The sequence below is a fragment of the Armatimonadota bacterium genome (assembly GCA_020354555.1).
Lineage (GTDB): Bacteria > Armatimonadota > Hebobacteria.
Genome location: CP070648.1, coordinates 1138834 through 1157598, shown reverse-complemented (window position 1 = coordinate 1157598; position 18765 = coordinate 1138834). Strand labels below are relative to the sequence as shown.

Genomic DNA, 18765 nt, shown 5'->3' with positions numbered 1-18765 from the left:
GCTGGGCCGCATAGCACCGGCGGGCTTGCTGGGCGGGGCAATGTCTCTCGATCCGGAAGCTGCCCGAGGGGCAATGGCGAGTAAGGTCGGCGAGGCGTTGGGGCTCGGTCCGGAGGGCGCGGCTCTCGGCGCTGTAGCGCTCGCCGTTGCCAACGTCCGACGTGCGGTCGAAGCGATGACGATGGCCCGCGGCCGCGATCCGCGGGAGTTCGTTCTCGTCGCGGCGGGCGGCGCCGGGCCACTCATCGCGTGCGAACTCGCCGCTGAACTCGGAATCAACGAGGTGATCGTCCCGACGGCCCCGGGCAATTTCTCCGCGTTCGGCCTCGTCGCGAGCGATCTGCGTCGGGACTGGGTCAGAACCCGCATCACGCTCGCCTGCGGCGAACGACTGCCCGAGCTTGCCGCGGAGTTCCGGGCGCTCGAGGACAAGGCACAACAATGGCTGACGGAGAGCCTTGAACCCACGGCGCGAGTGACCCTCTTGCGTCGTATCGCGGCGCGCTATCAGGGCCAGGACTATGAATTAGATGTCGAAGTGCCGTCGGGACAATTATCACCGGTGACGCTCGGCCAAGTGATCGAGGCCTTCCACGAAGCGCATCAGGCGCGGTATGGATACCACTTGCAGACACAGCCGGTCGAGTTCGTGGACGTAATGGTTTCCGCTGTGGGCGCCGTGACCCGGCCGCATACCGCGGTGCCCGCTGACGGCAAGCAGGGCGGGGCGGCGCAGACGGGCGCTCGCCCGGTGCTCGCGGACGGGCAGGAGCAGGTTGAGGAGTGGCCGGTTCTCGACCGCGCTCGACTCAGCGGCGGCGATGGGGTTGCGGGGCCGACGATCATCGAGCAATACGACTCGACGATTTACTTGCCGCGCGGGTGCATTGCGCGCGTGGTTGACGGCGGCTGCCTTCGGGTGGCAACGGGGGGAAGTCGTGGATAGCCTCGGACGCAAGCCGAGAGACGCGGTCAAGCTCGCGGTGATCTCCAGCGCACTCCTCGGAGTCGCCGAGACGATGGGCGAAGCCCTGGTGCGCGCCGCCTTCTCGCCCAACATCAAGGAACGGCGCGACTGCTCGACGGCGGTGTTCGACGCCCGTGGGCGACTCATCGCCCAGGCGGAGCACATCCCGCTCCATCTTGGATCAATGCTTGGGGTCGTCGAAGCCATGCTCGAGCGCTATCCACCAGCCGCCTTGCGACCGGGCGACGCGTTCGCTGCGAACGATCCTTACCTGGGAGGCGGCACGCACCTGCCGGACGTCACCGTCGTCTCGCCGTTCTTCGCCGAGGGCCAGGTCGCCGCGTTTGTCGCCAATGTCGCTCACCACGCGGACATCGGCGCTCGGGTTCCCGGCGGCATCTCCGGGGACGCGCGTTCGATTGATGAAGAGGGACTGCGTCTGCAACCAGTCAGACTGGCGACGGCGGAGGGCGTCTGCCGTGAGGTGATCGAGTTGTTCACCTCGCGCTGTCGCATGCCGGAGCAGCGTCGCCTCGATTTGACCGGTCAACTGGCCGCAAACCGCGTCGGCCTCGGCCGACTCGACGAGGTGTTCCACAAGTACGGAGCCACCGAGATGAATGAGGCTATCGCCGATTGGCTCGATGCGACGGAACGTCGCCTGCGAGCGGCGGTGGCGAGAATGCCGGACGGACGTTACGAATCCGCGGACGAGATGGAGGGCGCGGCCGGCGAAGGGATGATTCCCATCCATGTGGCCGTTGACGTCAGGGGCGACCGGCTGCGACTCGACTTCTCCGGCAGCGGGCCGCCTTCGCTCGGGGCCATCAACGTGCCTCGCAACGCACTGCTGGCGACGGTCTATTACGCCATTAGGGCAAGCCTGGATCCGGAGCTGCCGTCGAACGCCGGCCTGCACCGGGCGATCGAGGTATCGGTTCCGGACCGAAGCATCGTCAATGCTCAGCCCCCTGCTGCCGTGGGAGCGCGCACCGATACGTGCCAGCATGTCGCGGGCCGGATCATTGAGGCTTTTTCCCTGGCTCTGCCCGGGCAACTGCCCGCGCCGAGCAATGACGCGAGCACGGCGGTCGTGTTCTCGGGCGTTGACCCTCGCAGCGGGCGCGAGTACGTCTATGTGGAGGCGGTGGCCGGCGGCGCCGGGGGCGGGCCGGATGATGACGGCCTCGACGGTGTCCAGGTGCATATCACCAATACCTCGAATCTGCCTGTTGAGTCTCTCGAACACGCGTTTCCGATACTCGTCGAGCGCTATGAGTTCGTTTCGGATTCAGGCGGCCCAGGAGAACTCCGCGGTGGCCTCGGACTGCGGCGCGACGTTCGTATCGTGGGGCACGAGGCGACGTTCTCGGCCCACGGCGACCGCCACCAACGCGGCGCCCGCGGAGCAGCAGGCGGCCGCCCCGGGGGACGCGGGTGCTACGCCGTCAATCCGGGCACTGATTCGGAAGCGCGTCTGCCACCGAAGGTCTCAGGGGTGCGACTCGAGCCGGGCGCCGTCCTGTCGGTCCGAACGCCTGGAGGGGGCGGTTATGGCCCGCCGGAGCGCCGAGCGCGCGAGCGCGTGCTTGCGGATCTCCGGGCTGGCCGCATCTCCCGTCGGACGGCGACGGAGGTGTACGGAGTCTCCGATGAAGGCAGCGGCCGCTCGCCCGGCGCGGTTGGCGCATCGGATGACAGCGAACGGAAGGACGAGGAAGCGCAGACGTGACGCATGACGAACGAGCGCTCGTCGAGATACGGGGCCTGGTTAAGCACTTCCCGGCCGGGCGAGGGAAAGTCGTCCATGCCGTGGACGGGGTGTCGCTCGACATCGTGCGCGGCGAGACGGTGGGCCTGGTCGGCGAGAGCGGCTGCGGCAAGACCACTCTCGGCCGGCTGATATGTCGCCTCGAGGAACCGACGGGCGGCAGCGTCGTGTTCGACGGCGCCGACCTGATGCAGCTCTCGCCCGGGGCGCTTCGGCCGCTGCGCCGCCGGATGCAGTTGATATTCCAGGATCCGTTCTCCTCTCTTAATCCCCATAAGACCGTGGGGCAAATCGTCGGGCTTCCACTGCGCCTGAGCGGGACTGGCTCGAAGGCGACGATCCGACAGCGTGTGGGCGAGCTGTTGCAGCTCGTGGGGCTCGACCCCGCGCACGCGAGCCAGTTTCCCCACCAGTTCAGCGGCGGTCAGCGTCAGCGGATCGGTATCGCTCGAGCGCTCGCTTGCGAGCCGGATCTCGTGGTCGCGGACGAGCCGGTCGCCTCCCTGGATGTGTCCATTCAGGCGCAGATACTGGCCATTCTGCGCGGGCTGCAAGAACGTCTCGATCTCACGGCGGTGTTCATCTCGCACGACGTCAGTGTCGTGTCTCACGTGAGCCAGCGGATCGCAGTCATGTACCTCGGGAGGATTGTCGAGGTGGGGCCTGCTCGGGATGTGATTCATCAGCCGCTGCATCCCTACTCGCGCGCGCTGCTGGCGGCGGTCCCGCGCATCGAGCGCGATTCGCGGCGCGCCGACGCGTTGCTCTCGGGTGACCCGCCGAGCCCCATCGCCGTGCCTCGGGGCTGCCGTTTCCACACCCGGTGCTATGTCGAGCAAGTCCCTGAGTGCCGACGCGTGGAGCCCGAATTGCGGGAACTCGGCGCGGCGCATTTCGTGGCATGCCACCTGGCCGACGGCGCCGGCCGGGGATGACCGGCTGATCCTCGCACGGCCCGTGCTAGACTCGGCGGCATGAGAATCCGGTGTAACGTGGATGCCGTTGCTGTCGTCGGTGCACCGCAGGGAATGCGGCACCGCGACGGCAAAGCATACTCCAGCCCAGGCACAAGGAGGGATTCCGTGAGCAAGCCGGAGCGCGCTCTGCTGACATGGCTGACAGTCGCATTCCTCAATGTCGGCGTCGCTGCGGCTGGCCCGCCTAACCTCGCCCGCGAGGGCGCGGTCTCCGCCTCGTCGAGTGCCTCGGCCTTCGACGCTGACTACGGGCCGCCCAAAGCGGTTGACGGCGACTTCCGAACGCGATGGGCATCGGCGGATGGATATGCGCTTCCCCAGTGGTTTGAGGTGAGATGGAACGACCCGCGGACCGTGGACGGCGCGTTCGTCGCGATCTACACGCAGCCCGACCTGTACGATGCGTGGCGCGAATGGGAAATCTCGTTCTCGAAGGGCGAGCCGGAGCGCGGCGAGATGACGCCGGGCCAGACTGAACTGCTGGCGCGGTTCCCCCCGCGCCGAACGACTTTCGTCCGCCTGAGCGTCCGATCCACGCACAGCCGCACACACTACCTTGGGATCAAGGAGCTGATGCTAGTGTCCGATCCGAAACACAAGTGGTCGGGCCCGCCCCGCCCCCCGCGGCCGCTCGCACGCGGCGACCTGCCACCCCAGGGCCGGGCCGAGCATCCGACTGTGTACCTCACTGCGGCAGATGTCGCACGCGCAAAGCGCAACGCAGCCGGCCATGAGTGGGCGCGCAAGGTGCACGACGGCATCCTGGCCGAAGCCGAGCGATGGCTTGACCGGCGCGAAGCGGAATGGCTGGCGTTTCTCCCCGAGCCCGGCGCGTGTTATGCCTACGGTTTTACCGGGTGCCCGATCTGCGGCGCGCCGTGGGGGACATGGGGGCGGGCGCGGTGCTCGTGGGAGAATCCGGGTCACGTGACATGCAGCAACGGGCACCTCCTGCCGGATGACGCGCACCCGGATGACGGGGCGGGGTACAGAGGTGAAGACGGCCGCGTCCATTACTTCGTTGGCTCGTGGAACGCGTGGGCGACCGAGCAGTGGACACTCAATGCCATACCATCACTCGCGCGCGCTTACGCCTTGACGGGAGACGACAGGTATGCCGACCGGGCGGCGTTCTTCCTCGACGCCCTGGCCTCAGTCTACTCCGAGTCCACGGCCGGCTCGTGGGACTACCCGAGCAGCCCGCCGAGCGGCCGCCTGGCGCGACCGTGGTATCAGGTCGCGCGCAACTTGGTTGTCTATGTCGAGGCGTACGACCTGATCTACGGCAGCTCGGTTCTTGATCGCGCATCGCTGAGGCCGTCATTGGAGAAAGGCTTCCCGCCGGGGCCGCCCCCGCAGACCCGCGAGGTCCGCACCAAGGAGGCCCATGGCCAGAGCTGGGCGGCCATGACGCGCAGGGAGAATATTGACGTCAACCTGATACAGGATGGCGCCTACTACTGCTACGCGCACACCTTCGACGGCAGGCTCCACAACGGCCACGCCGACTACATGCGGGGCGCGATGGCCGTCGGCTGCTTACTGGGGATTCCTGAATACGTGCGCTGGGCAACGGAAGGCCCGTTCTCCATCTACGCGATGCTCGACAACAACGTGGACAGAGATGGGCGGTATTACGAGACATCCCTTCCCTACTCCCACCACACGCGCTCCCTCTACCTCACCTTTTCAGAGCCGCTGGCGAACTGGCGCGACGAACAGCACCCGCAGGGCATTGATCTCTACAGCGCCCCGCGCTTCCGCCGGTTCTATGCGCTGCCCGACCTCGTGATGGAGTGCGCCGGGCACACGCCCAATTTCGGTGACGCATCTCCGGATAACCGGTTCGCGCTGCCGGACGAGGCGCGGTTCTCCAACACGGACTACGCGCTGGCGGAGCGGATGTATTCCGGGAGCCGTCGTGCGCAGGACAAAGCGCTGTTTGGTGCCGTGCTGCAATACCTCTCTGACGGAGATGTCGATCGCCTTCGGGCGGGCTCTAACATGGGTGCGTGGCTGCTGTTTCACGCGGATGACCTGCCCGCGGACGCAGTGGACTTGCCGGCGGAATTGCGCAAGCGGCTCGACAGCTCGTGGTTCCTCGGCCAGAAAGGCATCGGTATGCTGCGCGCCGGTGACGGCGAGCGAGCGCAAGCCGCGCTGCTGCGCTGGGGGCCGACGTTGAATCACGGCGACTACGACGAGCTGGGGTTGCTCTACTACGGCGGCGGCTGGCAGTTGACCTACGACATCGGCTACGGCTTGGGCAGCACGCATACGCACATCGGTTGGGCGAATCAAACTGCAAGCCACAACGCCGTGGTGGTCAATGAGACGAGTCAGCTCAAGGCGCCGGGCTCCGGTGGGAGCCTGCATCTGTTCGTCACCGCGCCGGGTCTTCAGGCCATCGAAGCGTCCGACGAGAATGCATACGCGAGCGAGGACGTCAGCACGTACCGACGCACGGTGGCGCTCATCGGCGGAGCCGCCACCGAAGGGGCATCCCGCGAGCCGGCCGATCCGGCGTATGTCGTGGATGTCTTCAGGGTCGTGGGTGGCCGACAGCACGACTACTTCCTGGGCGTGCAGAGCCAAGAGCTTGAAGTCGACGGCGTCTCGTTGGGATCGGCGGAACCTGGCTCGCTAGCTGGGCCTGACATCTCGTGGGGAACGAGCATCGGCAACGACGGTGACGTCATCGGGTATCCCAACAAGCCATATTGGAATCCGCCGCCGGGCAACGGGTACGGGTTCTTTTATGACGTGCGCCGCGGAACCCCGGAGGGCGCCTGGCGCGTCACCTGGCCGCTGGGGGGACCGTTGGACACGGGTTTCCGTGCGCATTTCCTGCCGCCGACGGACAGCGAAGCAGTCGTAGCCAAGGCCCCCGGCTTGTACCCCAAGCGGGGGTACGGTGTTGCGCACAGCAAGAACGCGTCCTACGGGGTGGTACGCCGCGCAGGCGTCGAACCGCTTGCCAGCACGTTCGTGACGGTGATGGAACCATACTGCCGCCGTGCGCCGTCGGGCTTGATCCCTGCGGCGGAGCTGGAGAAGCGTCTGGCCGAGGCAACCGCTGAAGTGAAGCCGCTCGCAAACCTGCGGGTGTTCCTCCTCAAAGGAGCCAAGCCGGGCGACCGCATGACTTTCCAGCTCGACATCTCTGCCGACGACGAGTACACCGTCGCGGTCAACGTGCTCAGGGCGCCGGTGTATGGCACGGCGCGATTCCTGCTCGACGAGGAGCTGATTGGCGAGCCGGTTGACGCCTGGGCGCCCGCAATTGAGGGGCCTGAGTTACGGGCTCTGGGACGCCGACAACTCTCCGCCGGTGCACACTCGCTTACCGTCGAGATGACGGAACTTCGGGGACAGCAGAACCAGTACTACATCGGCCTGGCGGGCGTGCTCCTGGCACCTGCCGGAGAGGGCGTGTCATTCGAGGCCCGCCCCTTTATTCGATCCGTGGAGCGCGTGCACTGCACGTCGGGCAGCGACGGAGGGCTGGAGCCGGTCGGCGTCAAGATCGCTCTCGCGGACGGGCATGTGGACTACCTGCTCAGCGGCGGTATGCCCGACGAGCGAGTGGCATATCAGACCGACAGCGGCGAGATCGAAGTGGGCGGGGCCCTCGCTTATCTGCGTCTCACGCCCGACGGCAAGGTTGCTCGGGCCGTGCTGCACGGCGCCGACTGGCTGCGATTCGGCGACTGGCATATCGCGGCGCCCGCGCGCGCCCACGAGGGCATCGTCGCGGCCGTAGATGAAGAGGCCGGCGTTATCCAAACGTCGGCTCAGCTTCCGGCTGATGCGGCCTTCAATGGTTGCATGGTCTACTTCGCCAACGACGGCTATTCGCGCAATACAACCTACGAAATCCAGCGCGTGGAAGCCGCGGGCGACGGCAGTGTCATCCGCCTTGGACAAACGTCCCTTATCCTGGGCCGCGGGCTGGTGTTTGATGTGACGGACGACGGCACCGCACTGAGCAGCATCCCGCACGAGTATGCCTGCCCGATCGGTGGGAGTAGGAATAGCCGAGTCTTCGACGGCAAGCTCGTCACCAACGGACGGGGCGGGGCGACGCATCTCACGGCGGTGGAGTTCGGCAGCCCCATGAAGTTGGAGATGGAGAGTACCGCGGGCTTCGCGCCCGGCGACACGCTGTTCTACCACGATATCCAACCCGGCGACTCATTCGTGTTGCCCACGACCACGGTGTTCACGCGCGGCGAGGTCGGACGCTGACGACGCGCCTTGCCGTGTTCGTCACCAGCGCCGACGCCTCGCGCCATACCGACTGCGAGGCTGCTCCCGCATACTCGTCGGCGGCGGCCCGATCAGCGCTCGCAGGATAATCCACGCCTCTCACGGAAGCAGACTGCGTGAGCAAACGCGTCGCCCGCAGAAAGCCTGTCGGTGCATCCCGGCCGTCACCTGGCTCGGAGCGCGCGGCTCCATGGCGCCGCCTCGCCAGCGCGACCTATCTCGCCTTTTTCTTCTCCGGCCTGTGCGCCCTGTTCTACCAGATCATCTGGCTCAGGGCGCTGTCGAATGTCTTCGGCAACACCACGTTTGCCATGTCCGTTACCCTCAGCGCTTTCATGGCCGGCCTCGCGCTCGGCAGCTATGTCTTCGGTCGCTGGGGAGACCGGCTTGCCCGCCCATTGCGGCTCTACGCGTGGTTGGAGATCATCATCGGTGTCTACGGGCTGGCGAGTCTATCGCTTCTGCGCGCCGTGCACCTGGGCTATATCGCACTCGCGGGCCAGCTTTCGTTTGACAGCTTCTTGCTCGCATCGTTCCAGTTCTTTGCCAGCTTCCTCGCCTTGCTCATTCCCACCGCGCTGATGGGAGGCACTCTGCCGGTGGCCACAAAGGGACTCGTGCGCCGCCTCGAAGCGGTCGGGCCGGAAGTGGGCAAGCTCTACGGAGTCAACACGTTCGGTGCCGCTGCGGGCGTTCTCCTCGTGGGGTTCTTTCTGCTGCCGGTACTGGGACTGCGCGGTTCAGTCTCCCTGGCCGCCGTCATCAACCTGCTTGTAGGCATGGGAATCCTGAGGTTGGAAGCCCGCGGTCGAGCAGCAGAGCCTCCTGCTGCGCGCGGCGCGACAGAAGCACCGGAGCCCAGGCCGAGCGCACCGCCCTCCGCTTCTCCGTTGAGCCGCCCAGTGCTGGTCATACTCGTCGTTGGCTTCGCGTTCGCCGGGTTCTCCGGGTTGGCGCTGGAGGTGGTGTGGGCCCGGGCGTTCTCGCTCTACGTGGGCGGCTCTGTCTACGCGTTCTCGGCAGTGCTGTTGGCGGTACTGATAGGGATCGCCTTCGGCAGCATCCTCGTGGCCCGCCTAACGGCTCGCCGCCAGGTCACCCTGACCTGGTTTGCCGGAGTGCAGTTGGGAGCCGGGTTCTCGACGCTCGCGCTGATCATCCTTTATAACCTGCTTGCGTTTGCCTTCCTGCGCGTGGTGCTTCAGTTCGCCGAGACCTTTCCGGTTCTCCTCGGGGTCGAGGTCCTGGTCATTGTCGGCCTCTTGTTCGTGCCCACCCTGTGCGCGGGTGCTGCCTTGCCCATTCTCAGTCGCATCTATGTCGGCGAACGGGCCAGCCTGTCGCGCGCGATCGGCTTCCTCTACGCGGCAAACACGGTCGGCTGCATCGTCGGCGCTTCCGCCGCAGGTTTCCTGTTGATCCCCGCTCTTGGCCTGCGGGCGACGGCCGTGCTCTGCGCCGGCCTCTACGTAGTCACCGGCGCCGCGGTTCTGCTCAGCGTTCGGGGGAGGCGACTGGCAGGGGGCATGGCGCTGGCGGTGCTCGCGGTGGTCGTGGTGTTTCTCCCATCGTGGCGACCGGAGATAATGTCGGCGGGAGTGTATCGCAGGGCGGGGATGGACCCCGCGGCGGCTCGAGCGTACCTACGGAATCATCGGGAAGTCGTGTTCTACCGCGATGGTGCGCTCGCCACGGTTGCCGTGGTGAAAGCCGGGAATGGCCACACGCTCCTGATCAATGGCAAGCCGGACGCCAGTGACGAGTCTGCGGAGATGGACACGCAGACCATGCTGGCACACCTTCCGCTGCTTCTCGCCGACCGACACGATTCGGTGCTGGTCGTTGGCTTGGGCAGCGGGACGACCTCGGGTACCGCGTCGCTGTATCCTGTGCGGAGGATTGACTGTCTCGAGATAGAGCCGGCGGTAGTGGATGCCGCCCGCTCCTTCCGCCACGTCAACCGCGACGTCTTCGCGGATCCACGGTTCCATCTCATCGTCGCCGATGCGCGGAACTACCTCGCCGCTACACGGCGACGCTATGACGTCATCATTAACGAGCCGTCCAATCCCTGGGTCGCCGGAGTCGCGAGCCTATTCACCGTGGAACACTTCCAGGCGCTGCGCGACCGTCTGTCTCCGGAGGGGATCGTCTGCCAGTGGCTGCACATCTACCAGATGAGCCCGCATGACCTCGCCTCGATCGTCGCCACGTTCGTCGACGTCTTCCCCGATGCCACCATGTGGTGCGTCAGCCGCAACCACGTCGACCTCGCGCTTATCGCTCGCAAGCATCCGTGGGAGGCGGATTTCCCTCAACTCGAGCGGCGCGTTGGGAGGGCGCCGACGATCCGACAAGATCTTCGACGCGCGCTGTTTGACTCGCCGATCTCGGTGATGTGTTCGCTGGTGCTGGGTCCGGACGACCTACGTCGGCTCGCGGAGGGAGGGCAACTGAATACCGATGATTTGCCGTGGCTGGAGTTCTCCGCACCGCGCAACGTATATCTTCGCGGCGTGGTGCAGAGCAACTGGATCATGCTCACATCCTACAGAACGCAAGCGCTGGACGAGATCGTGGACTTGGGAGCCGCCGGCGACGACGCGGACGCGAGAGCGGCCCTCGCCCAGTCGTTGCTGGAGTACCACAGATCCCCATTGCTGCGGGCGTCCTACCTCGGCTGCGTGCGTGAGCAACTCCTGGCAGCGATAACGCTCGCCCCTGATCGAGCTGACTTGCACGAGAGTCTGGCGAGGGTCGAGCTGCCCATGGGCGACACTCCATCCGCCCGGGCTCACCTACAGAGAGCGCTCGCGATCGATCCGGACAGAGCAAGCGCCCAGGAGTTGTCCGCGGAAATCGGGCGATGAACTGCGCCGATAGCGACACGACCGCGATGCGGCGGCTGCGCGCGCGTCCGGCGTGGGAATGAGGGATGACTATGGCGATACGGATAGTGACGGCCGCGCTGTTGGCAACCTGTGTGACGATCGCAGGCGCGGCGGTGCCCTGGCACTACCCCCTCTATCTCGGAAACGACGGCTATTGGCGTCAACGGGTGGCGATCGAGATCCGCAATGACATGGATCGGGCAGCCGCGGGCGATCCGGTGGAGGTGCGCATCGGGACGGGTGTCGGTGAGGCAAATCTCGTGGGCGCGCTCGCGGAAGCGGCGCGGGTCTGCGACGCCGAAGGCGCGGAGATGCTGTATCGTATCACCGGGCCAGGCGGGGAAGTGATAACGACCGGCCCGATTCCGTCGGGAGCCGGTTTCACGCTTCCTGCCGAGTGCCCGGCGCACAGCGCCGTCACTTACTTCATCTACTTCGATAACCCGGCCGCATGGGCGGTGCCGGACTTCCTGGAGGCATCGCTCGGCGTGCGCAACAGCGGCGTCGAGGTGGGAACGGGCGATACGCCGTCGGGCTGGAATCACGACGGGGGGGACGATCAGCACCAGGCATTCTGGGTCAGCGAGAATCCCCGCTCCGGCACGCGATGCCTGAAGACAGTCGTCGCCGAAGGCGCCGAACCGACGTGGATCGCGACGCGACAGCAGGGCATTCATATCATCGGCGGCGCCCAGTACGTCATGCGCGCGTGGGTGAAAGCCGACGGCGTGGAGGGCTACGCCGGCTGGTACATCCACGTCGGCAGTCAGGACAACGCCATGATGATCTCGCCGATGCTAAGCGGCGAAGGCGGAACCTATGACTGGAAGGAAGTATCAGTCCAGTTCACCGCACCCGAGGAAGCAAGTCGCGCCGACCTCGGCACCGTGCTGCGCGGCACGGGAACCGCCTGGTTCGATGACGTCAGCCTCGACTGCCTCGAGCCATTGAAGCTGACCGCGGTTGCAGCGCCGACCGAGGCCGCGCAGATCGAGGAAACCGCCGCCGATATGCCGTGGTATGATGACGATCCCGACGACGACTTGCGTTGGGAATACAGCATTCCGCTGGGTGTCATCAACTTCTCCGATCAAGCGGCGGAGGACGCGCTCGTACAGGCGGATTTCTCGCGCGTCGCGTCTCGATTCAATCGCAGCCTCAACCCAAACTCGATTCGCGTGACCGACGGTTCGCGGATCGTCGGTCACTATCAGTTGGATGACTCCCTGCTGTTCTATGCCGATGTCCCGGCGCGGACTGCTCGCACGTACCGCGCGTATTTCTCGCTCGACCATCGTATCGAGGGACCCGGTAGCGGCGACTACGCGGCGCTCCTGGAGAGCGGGAGGAACCTCGCCCGCAACGCGAGCTTTGAGACGGGTCAAAGCCTGCCGGATGACTGGCCGGGCGGCGCGGAGGGCGAGAAGCCGGCCGGTGCCGTGATGGGCTTCGACGAGCCGGGCCTGTTCGGCGATAGATGCGCCAGACTCCACATTCCCCACGACGCCGAGCCGGCGTGGACCGGCTGGCGGCAGCGCGTGCCGGTCGAGCCGGGCAGGACGTACCTGTTCGCGGCGTGGCTTAGATGCGAAGACATCGAAGACGGCTCGGTTCAGCTTCACGCCCACTATCGGAACGCGGCGGGCGACCTGTGCGAGACTGTGAAGCACGCGAGCGCCGGGACGCCGATGAGCGGAACCCAGGACTGGACGCTGATGTATGGCTGGTTCGATATGCCGCAGGACATCGCGACCTTCGAGCTGCACCTGACGATGCTCGCGACCGGTACCGTGTGGCACGACGGGGTGGTTGTCGCGGAGGTTCAACGCGGCACAGCGGGCAGCTTGGAGGCATCCGCGCCGATGGATTTCGCGGCCCCGGCCGTCTGGCCGGTGAATGCGGTCGTCAAGGTGTTCGGGGATGAACTGCCGCCGCCGGAGATTCCTCCGGCGCGCATCTCCGCGGCGCGGAACGAGAAGGAGCCGCTGCAACTCGCCATTCGCAGTCCGCGTCCGTTTGACCGAGTCACGGTTGAAGTTGATCCGCCGGCAAACGCGAGCGGAGAACAACTGGATGACATCGAGATCGCGGTGGTCGGCTATGTCCCTATTGACCATAAGACGGCATACTACCGCTCTGACAGCCCGTCGTGGCATCGCAAGTATCCGGAGCGCGCGGGCTCGTGCGATGGCTGGGCCGGTTGGTGGCCCGACCCGCTGTTGCCGCGCAGTCAGTTCGCGCTGAAACCTAACACCACGCAGCCGATCTGGGTCACTGTCGCTGTCCCCAAGGACGCCGCAGCCGGTGACTATTCCGGCACCGTCAGGTTGTTGAGCGACGGCGCCGCAATCAAGGAGATGCCTTTCACCGTGCACGTCTGGGATTTCGCCTTGCCCGAGGAGTCCCACGTCGCCGCGATCTACGACCTACGTATCGGCGGCAGATGGAACGTGCTGGGTAAGACGCGGCAGGAGCTGCAGGATCAGTTCTGTCAATTCATGGCCGACCGCCGCGTGTGCCCGGACACTGTTCGCCCCGACCCCATCATCAGGTATGAGAACGGCAGCGTCGTTACCGATTTCGCCGAGTTCGACCGGGCGGCTGAATACTACTTCAACCAACTCAAGCTTCCGAGCACCTACACGCCGTGGTACTTCTACCTCTTCGGATGGGGACATCCACCGAAGGTCATGTTCGGAGAGCGGCCGTACGATGGTGAGTATCCATATGAAGGCGCGGACCGCGCCAAGCTGCGCCCGGAGTACAAGCGCGTGTACCAGGCGTGCCTGAAGGCGTACTGGGATCACATGAAAGCCAAGGGGTGGGCGGACAAGTGCGTGCTCTACATCTCCGACGAGCCGTTTTATCATCTGCCGCACATCCGCGAGCAGATGATAGCCCTATGCGACATGATCCACGAGGTCGACCCCGACATCCCGATCTACTGCAGCACGTGGCATCACCGCCCGGAGTGGGACGGGTATCTCGATGTCTGGGGTATCGGGCATCACGGCATCGTGCCGCCGGAGAAGATGACGGAGCTGCGCGCCGCCGGCGACCGCTTGTGGTTCACCACGGATGGGCAGATGTGCACCGACACGCCGTACTGCGGCGTCGAGCGGCTACTCCCCCACTACTGCTTCAAGTACGGCGTCGAGGCGTACGAGTTCTGGGGAATCTCGTGGCTGACCTACGATCCCTACCAGTTCGGTTGGCACTCGTACATCCACCAGAGCGGCGAGCCCGGGGAATCCACGTGGGTGCGCTATCCGAACGGCGACGGGTTCCTCGCCTACCCCGGTGCTCCGGTTGGGCACGACGGCCCGGTTAGCTCCGTGCGCCTGGAGCAAGCGCGGGAGGGCGTCGAGGACTACGAGTACCTCTATCTGCTTCGTGAACTCGCCGCAGATGCGAAAGCTGCTGGCAGGGACGTCAGCGCCGCGGAGGATGCGCTTCGCTTCGCCGCTGAACTCGTTGACATCCCCAACGCCGGCGGCCGGTTCTCGACCAGGATATTGCCCGATCCCGACGCCGTGTTCCGCGTCAAGGATGCCGTGGCGAGCGCGATCGAGAAGCTGAGCGCGGAGAGGTGACGGCGTGGCCGGCGCCACTGCTGTGCTGGCTTCGGGATACAACCCAGGCATGTTCCGCACCCACCGAGGTGCTCGTTAGGGGCAATATGGCCCCTGAGTGCATTCGGACTGAATAACCTGCCCCCGATTTGCTCCGGCGCCGCCGGGTGGTGGCGCCGCCCGCGGGCTAGGCTTGGCATTCGCTCGTGCCGTCGGCGTGAGTCCAGTAGAGCGGCAGGTGCCTCCGCCGGGAGATGCCCCCGGGGCCCGAATCCTCGCTTTGCGCCGAAGCGCCCGGCCGTGCAGCGCGACCGCACGTCATCTCTGCCTCATGGCACAATATGGAATATCTAGACATAGAGCCGTAGTTGGATAAAAGGCACACCCTTCGCAAGAAGGGGCCGCAAAGCTAAGGGTCTCTCAGAGACAGCCTGGCCGCTCCGACCAAGTTGCTCGGCCCAATACTTGGGAGAGAGACATGAGACCTTCAGCGTGCGGTATGCAGTGCGGTCATCTTCGCCGTTGGCTCATTCTTGGGCCCCGCTCACGTTCTCAGTCCACCACCGCCTCCTCACGCCAAGAACGACTCGGACTGAGCTGGAACGAGGGACTCCGCGTGCCCCCTTGCTCGCCACGGCGCCTTAGCGAGGGAGTCGTTCGCAGCCGCTCCTGGGTGCTCCCCGGTGGTCGGGCAGACAGACCAGCGCGCCGCCTGCAATACGGATCTCACCGCGGTCTAACGCTCATCGAACTCATGGTGCTCTTGGCCGTCATCAGCATCCTTGCGCTGATCGTCATCCCGCGCATCATAGGAGCAGCGCGGCGTTCCAACGAGGTCGCGCTGCGCGCCGACCTGCGTAACTTTCGCGTCGCCATCGAGCACTTCCACGCTGACTGCGGTGGACATCCGCCGCGTCTTGACGACATCCTGGCGTGCAGCGGCGATGACGTGAGCGCGACTGTTGACGGCGCTGGGCGGACACTCGATCTGGGCTCCTACCGAGGGCCATACCTGCGCACCGGTGACATGCTGTTGCCGTGTGACCCGATCACAAACCGTCGTGACTGGCGCTACGACAGCGCGCCCGGGGACGTGCATTCGGTGAGCACTCTCGTCGGCACAGACGGCACGCCCTACGCTCGGTGGTGATGCGTCATGGTGGAGGATTCACAGACCCCGGAAAGGGACCTGGGTGCTGAAATGAATCAAGCATCAGAAGAGGAGCGCTGGGTCGAGGAGTTCCTGCGCCAGCGATGGCTGAGGGATCTCCAGGAACACATTCTCAGGCAAGCCTGGGCTGCGGAGGGCCGAATCGAACGTCATACAGCAGGCGAGCCGGAGTTCGACTGGGTCCGGGTCAACGGCGAGGACATTGGAGGGCCGGATGACCAGGAGCTTTCATTGCACGGAATCGAAGCGGTGGAAATGCTTGAGAAGGAGCAGCCTCCCCTCGTGCGCCGTGAGCACCAGCAGCTCTATGTTCTGACGCCAGCCGGTCGCGGCGCCGCCCGCGCCAGACACCGCAGGCGGCTGTGACGGGGGGATGGAACACCTTTCCACCACTACCTCGCTCGATTGCCGGTAGATCTGCGAAAGGGCGACCGGCCCTGTCAGCAGCGGGTGACACGGCACTGACTTCGCGGTGGCGCGCCGGTGTCTCACCCAATCCCAGCGTTGGCGACTCGCGCTAGACTTCCGTGCCGTGCGGTTCGTCGCCGACTTCCGCCTGCAGACGCCGTAATTCCCGCCGTAGCTCCTTCACCACCTCGGAGTAGGCGGGATCGTGATATACGTTGTTCAACTCGCGCGGGTCATTCTGTAGGTCGAAGAGTTCCCACGCCGGTTCCCGCGGATCGTCCACCGCCCCGAGCTGGCCACACGCGTCCGCGTAGTAGTAGATGAGCTTGTAACGCAACGTGCGCAGGCCGTAGTGGGCGGCGACCTTGTGATGGCTAAGGTTCATCCAGTAACGGTAGTACATCGCCTGCTGCCAGTCCGGCACCTCTTTGCCATTGAGCAGCGGACGGAAGCTGCGGCCCTGCATCTCCTCCGGCACATCCACGCCGGCGAAATCTAGGAACGTCGGCGCGAAGTCCGCATTGAGCACGATGTCGCCGTTAACGGTGCCGGACGCGATCTCGGGCGAATAGCGCACTAGGAAGGGCATCCGCAGGGACTCCTCGTACATGAAGCGCTTGTCGTACCAGCCGTGGTCGCCCAGGAAAAAGCCCTGATCCGAGGTGTAGATGACGATTGTGTTCTCGGCCAGGCCCGCGGCGTCCAGGAAATCGAGCATGCGGCCTACGTTGTCGTCAACCGAAGCCACGCATCGCAGGTAGTCCTTGATGTAGCGCTGGTATTTCCAACTCTTCTCCTGTTGCGGCGTCAGGCCGTCGGGAACCGGCTGCTTCAAGTCGCGATCTATCAGGTCATGCTCGATGCGCATCTCGGCCGCGGCGGCGGGCCAGGCGCGGTTGCTGTAGTCGTCATCGAAAGTCTCAGGCTCGGCGATGTCCACGTCTTCATACATCGCCGCGTGCTTCGCGTCCGGTTCCCAATGGCGGTGCGGCGCCTTGTGGTGGCACAACAGCATGAACGGCCTCGCCGGGTCGCGCTGCTCCAGCCAGCGGAGCGAGAAATCGGTGATGAGATCCGTGGCGTAGCCGGGGAACGTCTTCTCCTCACCCATCTCGATCATCACGGGGTCGTGGTACAGGCCCTGCCCAGGCAGGACGTTCCAGTAGTCGAAGCCGGTCGGCTCGTGGGCCGTTCCCTCGCCCAGGTGCCACTTGCCGATGACCGCGGTCTGGTAGCCCACCTTCTGGAGCAGCTTGGGGAACGTGAGAAGACGATTGTCCATCGTCGTCCTCAGGGTGGTGACGCGGTTGACGTGATTGTAGGTGCCGGTGAGGATGGTGGCGCGGCTTGGGGTGCAGATGGAATTGGTGCAGAAACAGTTCTCGAAGCGCATGCCGCCCTGCGCGATGCGGTCAATGTGTGGCGTCTCGTTGATGCGGCTGCCGTAGCAGCTCATCGCATGAGCCGCGTGATCATCGGACATGATGAAAAGGATGTTCGGTCTATCGGTGGTCATCGGGTTGCTTTCTCCCAGTCCATGCCGCGAATCGCGGCAAGCCCGCATCAGGTGACAAGGCGGGCGCACACGAGTCCCGTGTCGCTGCGATTTCGCGACTCCGCCGCCTCGAACCTGCTCACGCACCCCGCCGACGAGAATCGGAGACTCGAAGTCCTGCGCTTTGAGGCGAATGAGGCGACGCCCCTCGCAGAACGACATGTCTGCAGAGGGTCACCGCGCGACTCGTCGTTGATCCGCTGAGTTCAGAGCGGGGCATCTGCTGCATGCAATCAACGCGTGGCTGAACGGACTGCGATAGCGCTTTGTCACGCTTCTCACACAGGGAAAAACAGGCGCGACTGGTATGATGACTGACGAGCGGATCATTACGCAAGCGGCAGACACCCGTAGCCGCCATGCCGCGCGTCATCGTGCGAGACAACATGAGGTGCGCATAGCGGCCGGGGATGATACATAAACGCTCGCTGGGAGGCAAGCGCCATGAGGAAGGCAGCATCGAAGAAGAGGACGGCACCTGCCCGCAAGCTCGCGAAGACCCACACGGGGCACGCGCAGCATCTCTGCGAACTGGTGTCGGCGCGCAAGATGGATCGAGTAGGCCAGTTGTCCAAGGGCGCCAAGTACCTGTGCAACGTATGCGGCCGCGCCGCGGCGAAGGCCGCCAACGTCTGCGAGCCGGTGGAAATCTGAGCGCCTGACCGGCCGCACATCACACGCCATCCCTTAGCAAGAACCGCGTGGCGCCCGCGGGGTTACCTGATGACCGCCATCTGATGGATGCGCAAAGCGGGAATCGTGAAGCGGAGCAATCGGCCTGAGACTCGGTGGCGTACCGGTCGATCCTGTCCGCCGACCTCACGCAGCACGACCTCCCCTACCTGTAACTCCGCCGGCAGCGGCAGCCTCACTCGCAGGCCGGTGATCGTTTCCACTGGCCTGCCCTGCGGGTCGTCGGGCACGGGTACATTGTAGTTGACCGCGTGGAGCAGCATCAGGTCATCCCCACGGTAGGCGTGAAACCGCATTCCTGCGGCTCGGCGCCCGTCAGCCAGGCGAATGCGATAGCCCAGCCTGCGCTCAATCCATGGTATCAAGCGCGCCCGGTCGTAGTAGCGGTCCACCCCAATCATGCGATCCAGTTCGTGCACCGCCGCCGCGCTGCGCCCCGCAGGCACGTTGAGGCTCGCGGCGCTGTACATAGCGAAGTCGAGGGCGTCTTC

11 protein-coding genes and 1 riboswitch are annotated in these 18765 nt (G+C 65.3%); of the genes, 9 read left to right on the top strand and 2 right to left on the bottom strand.

The window, feature by feature from the left end; all coding sequences use genetic code 11:
- The 8 genes from JSV65_04720 to JSV65_04685 all read left to right on the top strand — a co-directional run.
- The coding region (locus JSV65_04720; protein UCH35658.1) for a hydantoinase/oxoprolinase family protein at nucleotides 1-946 on the top strand (946 nt) is incomplete at its 5' end.
- Nucleotides 939-2699 carry a hydantoinase B/oxoprolinase family protein gene (locus JSV65_04715; GenBank protein ID UCH35657.1) on the top strand — a complete coding sequence of 587 codons (1761 nt, stop codon included), beginning with the start codon at nucleotides 939-941 and terminating at the stop codon, nucleotides 2697-2699. The genes JSV65_04720 and JSV65_04715, both read left to right, overlap by 8 nt.
- The gene (locus JSV65_04710) at nucleotides 2696-3673 is read left to right on the top strand and encodes an ABC transporter ATP-binding protein (GenBank protein ID UCH35656.1); all 978 of its coding nucleotides are present in this window, start codon (nucleotides 2696-2698) and stop codon (nucleotides 3671-3673) included. The genes JSV65_04715 and JSV65_04710 overlap by 4 nt, the downstream gene beginning before the upstream one ends.
- A 147-nt stretch (nucleotides 3674-3820) precedes the next feature.
- The gene (locus JSV65_04705; GenBank protein UCH35655.1) at nucleotides 3821-7963 is read left to right on the top strand and encodes a heparinase II/III family protein; all 4143 of its coding nucleotides are present in this window, start codon (nucleotides 3821-3823) and stop codon (nucleotides 7961-7963) included.
- Nucleotides 7964-8100: 137 nt separating this feature from the next.
- Nucleotides 8101-10854 carry a fused MFS/spermidine synthase gene (locus JSV65_04700; protein ID UCH35654.1) on the top strand — a complete coding sequence of 918 codons (2754 nt, stop codon included), beginning with the start codon at nucleotides 8101-8103 and terminating at the stop codon, nucleotides 10852-10854.
- A 71-nt stretch (nucleotides 10855-10925) separates the two neighbouring features.
- Nucleotides 10926-14468, top strand: coding sequence for a DUF4091 domain-containing protein (locus tag JSV65_04695; GenBank protein UCH35653.1), 3543 nt, complete (start codon nucleotides 10926-10928; stop codon nucleotides 14466-14468).
- A gap of 347 nt (nucleotides 14469-14815) precedes the next feature.
- Nucleotides 14816-14890, top strand: a riboswitch (cyclic di-GMP riboswitch).
- Between the two features lie 311 nt (nucleotides 14891-15201).
- Nucleotides 15202-15597 carry a hypothetical protein gene (locus tag JSV65_04690; GenBank protein UCH35652.1) on the top strand — a complete coding sequence of 132 codons (396 nt, stop codon included), beginning with the start codon at nucleotides 15202-15204 and terminating at the stop codon, nucleotides 15595-15597.
- Between the two features lie 6 nt (nucleotides 15598-15603).
- The gene (locus JSV65_04685; protein ID UCH35651.1) at nucleotides 15604-15984 is read left to right on the top strand and encodes a hypothetical protein; all 381 of its coding nucleotides are present in this window, start codon (nucleotides 15604-15606) and stop codon (nucleotides 15982-15984) included.
- 151 nt (nucleotides 15985-16135) lie between these two features.
- Here JSV65_04685 and JSV65_04680 read toward each other — a convergent pair whose 3' ends face one another.
- Nucleotides 16136-17542, bottom strand: a complete 1407-nt coding sequence (locus JSV65_04680) for a sulfatase (protein UCH35650.1) — start codon at nucleotides 17540-17542, stop codon at nucleotides 16136-16138.
- 483 nt (nucleotides 17543-18025) lie between these two features.
- On the opposite strand from JSV65_04680, the gene JSV65_04675 reads away from it, so the two are divergent.
- Nucleotides 18026-18235: a hypothetical protein gene (locus tag JSV65_04675; GenBank protein ID UCH35649.1), complete on the top strand. Its 210-nt coding sequence runs from the start codon at nucleotides 18026-18028 to the stop codon at nucleotides 18233-18235.
- Nucleotides 18236-18297: 62 nt separating this feature from the next.
- On the opposite strand, the gene JSV65_04670 is transcribed toward JSV65_04675, so the two are convergent.
- Nucleotides 18298-18765, bottom strand: a 468-nt coding sequence (locus JSV65_04670; GenBank protein ID UCH35648.1) for a hypothetical protein, incomplete at its 5' end; no start/stop codon positions are given.

Coding starts and splice junctions, on each gene's coding strand:
- JSV65_04695 (UCH35653.1), top strand. CDS start 10,926: ATGGCGATACGGATAGTGACGGCCGCGCTGTTGGCAACCTGTGTGACG.
- JSV65_04690 (UCH35652.1), top strand. CDS start 15,202: ATGGTGCTCTTGGCCGTCATCAGCATCCTTGCGCTGATCGTCATCCCG.
- JSV65_04685 (UCH35651.1), top strand. CDS start 15,604: ATGGTGGAGGATTCACAGACCCCGGAAAGGGACCTGGGTGCTGAAATG.
- JSV65_04680 (UCH35650.1), bottom strand. CDS start 17,542: ATGACCACCGATAGACCGAACATCCTTTTCATCATGTCCGATGATCAC.
- JSV65_04675 (UCH35649.1), top strand. CDS start 18,026: ATGAGGAAGGCAGCATCGAAGAAGAGGACGGCACCTGCCCGCAAGCTC.